This window comes from Ruegeria arenilitoris (assembly GCF_013031355.1).
Taxonomy (GTDB): Bacteria; Pseudomonadota; Alphaproteobacteria; order Rhodobacterales; family Rhodobacteraceae; genus Ruegeria; species Ruegeria arenilitoris_C.
In genome coordinates, this window is record NZ_WPZO01000025.1 from 1 (window position 1) to 3,869 (window position 3,869).

Sequence of the window (3,869 nt, forward strand, 5' to 3'; positions counted from 1 at the left end):
TCATTGGCGATTGATCATTGGAATCTGTCGCGCGACCAGATTGAGTTGTTTGTCACGCCCACGGGGCTTGACTTGCCGCTGGGATCGACGGCGCGCAAAACCCCTGCATGAGGATATAGATGACACCCCTGTTCAAATTCGAAGGGATCTACACGCCGGTCGTGACCCCTTATCACGCCGATGGCAGCGTCAACTGGGACGCGCTGTCGGATGTGATTGAATACCTGATCGAAAACGGCGTGCATGGCCTGATCTCGGGCGGTTCGACCGGCGAGAACTATGCCCAGACCGTGGCGGAACGTCTGGAGCTGGCCAGGTTCACTCACGAGCGCCTGAAGGGTCGCCTGCCGCTGGTGGTGGGCACAGGGGCGATGATGACGCCGGATTCGATTGCGCTGGCCACCGGCGCGCGCGAGATCGGGGCGGATTCGATCCTGCTGGCCAGCCCGGCCTATTCGGTTCCGACCGACCGCGAGAATGCGTTGAACGCGCTGGCCATCGACAAGGCCGCGGATCTGCCGGTGATGCTGTACAACTATCCGCACCGCACCGGCACCATGATGGGTCCGGAATTCCTGGACCGCGTGGGCCGCAGCCGCAACTTCTGCGGCATCAAGGAAAGCTCGGGCGATATCAACCGGGTGCACCTGCTGGCGCGCGACTATCCGCATATCCAGATGGGCTGCGGCATGGACGATCAGGCGCTGGAATTCTTTGCCTGGGGGGCTCCGTTCTGGGTCTGTGGCGGGTCGAACTTCCTGCCCGCGGAACACGTGGCGCTCTATAATGCCTGTGTGGTCGAAGGCAATTTCGACAAGGGCCGTCGCATCATGAGCGCGCTGCTGCCGCTGATGCATGTGCTGGAACAGGGTGGCAAGTTCATCCAGACCATCAAGCATGGCGTCACCATGAACGGGTTCGACGCAGGCGCCATGCGCGCGCCGCTGAAGGGTCTGAACAAGGATGACAAGCGCGCGCTGGAACAGGTCACGCGCGTATTGAAACGCAAAATCGCCGACATCGTGGCAGAAGGATAAGACACATGGATCTGCTGACACAGGACGAATACAAATCCATTGCCGCAGGTCTGAACCTGCCCACCGGCGCGTTCATCGACGGCACGTTCCGCCCGGCGATTTCCGGCAAGACCTTCACCAGCACCAACCCGGCCACCGGCGAGACCCTGGCCGAGATTGCCGCCTGTGGGTCCGAGGATGTGGACTTCGCGGTCGAGAAAGCGCGCGAATCCTTTGACGATGGCCGCTGGTCGAAACTGCACCCGTCCGAGCGCAAGGACGTGCTGATCCGGCTGTGCAAACTGATGACCCGCAACGCGCGCGAATTGGCGGTGATGGAAAGCCTCGACAGCGGCAAGACGATCTACGACTGCGAGACCGTGGACGTGCCCGAGACCATCCACTGCCTGAAATGGCACGCCGAGGCGATCGACAAGATCTATGATCAGGTGGCCCCTGCCAGCGACGATCACATTGCCATGGTGGTGCGCGAGCCGATCGGCGTGGTTGGTCTGGTGCTGCCGTGGAACTTCCCTCTGCTGATGCTGGCCTGGAAGATCGGCCCGGCGCTGGCGGCTGGCTGTTCGCTGGTGATCAAACCGGCCAAGGAAACCACCCTGACCGCGCTGCGCGTGGCCGAACTGGCGATGGAGGCCGGTGTCCCTGCCGGTGTTCTGAACATCCTGCCCGGTGGTGGCGGCGACGTGGGTGAGCCGATCGGTCGTCACATGGATATCGACATGGTGTCCTTCACCGGCTCGACCGTAACCGGCAAGAAATTCCTGACCTATTCGGCGGAATCCAACGCCAAGGAAGTCGTGCTGGAGATGGGCGGCAAGAACCCCGCCATCGTGATGGACGATGCCGAGAACCTGGACCGCGTGGCCCAGCATCTGGTCAACGGGGCGTTCTGGAACATGGGCGAGAACTGCTCGGCCAGCTCGCGCCTGATCGTGCACAAGGACGTCAAGGCCGAGCTGCTGGAGCGCATCGCGCATCACGCCAAACAGTGGAATATCGGCGACCCGCTGGACCCGGAAACCCGCATGGGCGCGCTGGTCAGCGAAAGCCACTACACCAAGGTCTGCTCGTATCTGGATCAGGCCGAGAATGTGGTGATCGGTGGCAAGGCCGAGAACGGCTTTGTCGAGGCCACGGTGGTCGAGGTCGCAGACAACAACGCCCTGCTGGCGCGGGAAGAGATCTTTGGCCCGGTTCTGTCGGTGATCGAAGTCTCGGGCTTTGACGAGGCTATCGAGGTCGGCAATGACACCGAATTCGGCCTGTGCGCGTCGATCTTCACCGCCAATGCCAAGCGCGCCATTCGCGGTGCCCGTGCCCTGCGCGCCGGGACCGTGACGGTCAACAGCTTTGGCGAGGGTGACATCTCGACCCCGTTTGGCGGGTTCAAGCAATCGGGCTTTGGCGGCCGCGACAACTCGGTCCATGCGCATGATCAGTACACCCAGCTGAAAACCATCTGGATCGATCTGGCCGATGACGCAGACGAGGCAGTCGATTGAGCAAATACTCTGCCAGATCCCTGCCGGTTCACCGCGGACCGGCAGCCTGGAGCGCCATCCTTGGCGCTCCTGCCCCCGCGCAAGAGCTGGCCGGTGACCTGGCGGCGGACGTCACGATCGTCGGTGCGGGTTTTGCGGGCCTGTCGGCGGCGCAGCGGGTAAAGCAGTTGCAGCCCGACGCCAAAATCATCGTGCTCGAGGCCGGACGCGTGGCCGAGGGCGCGGCGGGGCGCAACTCGGGCTTCATGATAGATCTGCCGCATGACCTGGCCTCGGATGACTATTCCGGCGGCGGCGATGACCGCAAGATGATCGCGCTGAACCGGCAGGCGATTGCCTTTGCCCGATCCGCGGTCGAGCAATATCAGATCGACCCGAACTTCTTTGACCCCGCAGGCAAGGTGAATGGCGCCGCCAGTGCGGCGGGTCATGCCCATAACGTCAGCTATGCCCAGCATCTGGAGACGTTGGGCGAAGCCAGCGAGATGCTGGATTCTGAGCAAATGTACGACCTGACCGGCTCGCGCCACTATCGGTCCGGGCTTTATACATCCGGAACGGTCATGCTGCAGCCCGCAGGCTATATACGCGGGCTGGCGGCCGGATTGGCCCGCAATGGCGTGGCGCTGTATGAAAACTCGGCCGTCACCGGGTTCGAAAAGCAGGGCGGCGCGTGGCAGGTGAAAACCAAACGCGGCGCGGTCAGCACGGGCGCGGTGATCCTGACGGTCAATGGCCATCTCGAAAGCTTCGGGATCGAACGCAACCGTCTGATGCAGCTGTTCCTGTTCGCCGCGATGACGCCCGAGCTGGACGCCGACGCGCTGGCCAAACTGGGCGGGCAGCCGCGCTGGGGTGTGACCCCCTCCGATCCGATGGGCACCACGATGCGGCGCATTGATACCGGACAGGGCGGCAATCGCATCATCACCCGCACCTGCGCGGCGCTGCGCCCCGGCATGGCGGCCTCGGCGCGCGATCTGACGCGGGCATCGCGGGTGATGCAGCGCAAGTTCGAACAACGCTTCCCGCAACTGGCCGGGATGGAGATGGAATATCATTGGGCCGGCCACCTGTGCCTGAGCCTCAACAGCGTCTCGGTCACGCGCGAGATCGAACCCGGCGTCTATTCCGGCTGCGTCCAGAACGGTCTGGGCACCGCACGCGGCACCCTCACCGGCATCGCCGCAGCCGAACGCGCCTGTGGCCACACATCAGACATCACCCGCCACTTCGAGGCCGAAGACCAACCCAAACGCCTGCCACCACAACCCTTCCGAGAAATCGGCGCAAACGCAATACTCAGATGGAAAGAATGGAAAGCAAGAGA

Annotated in this window: 3 protein-coding genes; all 3 read left to right on the forward strand. The window is 63.1% G+C overall.

Going from position 1 to position 3,869, the window contains the following annotated elements; all coding sequences use genetic code 11:
• The first annotated feature begins 119 nt into the window (after positions 1 to 119).
• Positions 120 to 1,037, forward strand: coding sequence for a dihydrodipicolinate synthase family protein (locus GOX63_RS23585; protein WP_170329180.1), 918 nt, complete (start codon positions 120 to 122; stop codon positions 1,035 to 1,037).
• A 5-nt stretch (positions 1,038 to 1,042) separates the two neighbouring features.
• Positions 1,043 to 2,539: an aldehyde dehydrogenase gene (locus tag GOX63_RS23590; protein WP_170547346.1), complete on the forward strand. Its 1,497-nt coding sequence runs from the start codon at positions 1,043 to 1,045 to the stop codon at positions 2,537 to 2,539.
• The coding region (locus GOX63_RS23595) for an NAD(P)/FAD-dependent oxidoreductase (protein ID WP_170547349.1) at positions 2,536 to 3,869 on the forward strand (1,334 nt) is incomplete at its 3' end. The genes GOX63_RS23590 and GOX63_RS23595, both read left to right, overlap by 4 nt.

Excerpts from the sequence above, each read along its gene's own strand:
- GOX63_RS23585 (WP_170329180.1), top strand. The coding sequence starts at position 120 with ATGACACCCCTGTTCAAATTCGAAGGGATCTACACGCCGGTCGTGACC.
- GOX63_RS23590 (WP_170547346.1), top strand. The coding sequence starts at position 1,043 with ATGGATCTGCTGACACAGGACGAATACAAATCCATTGCCGCAGGTCTG.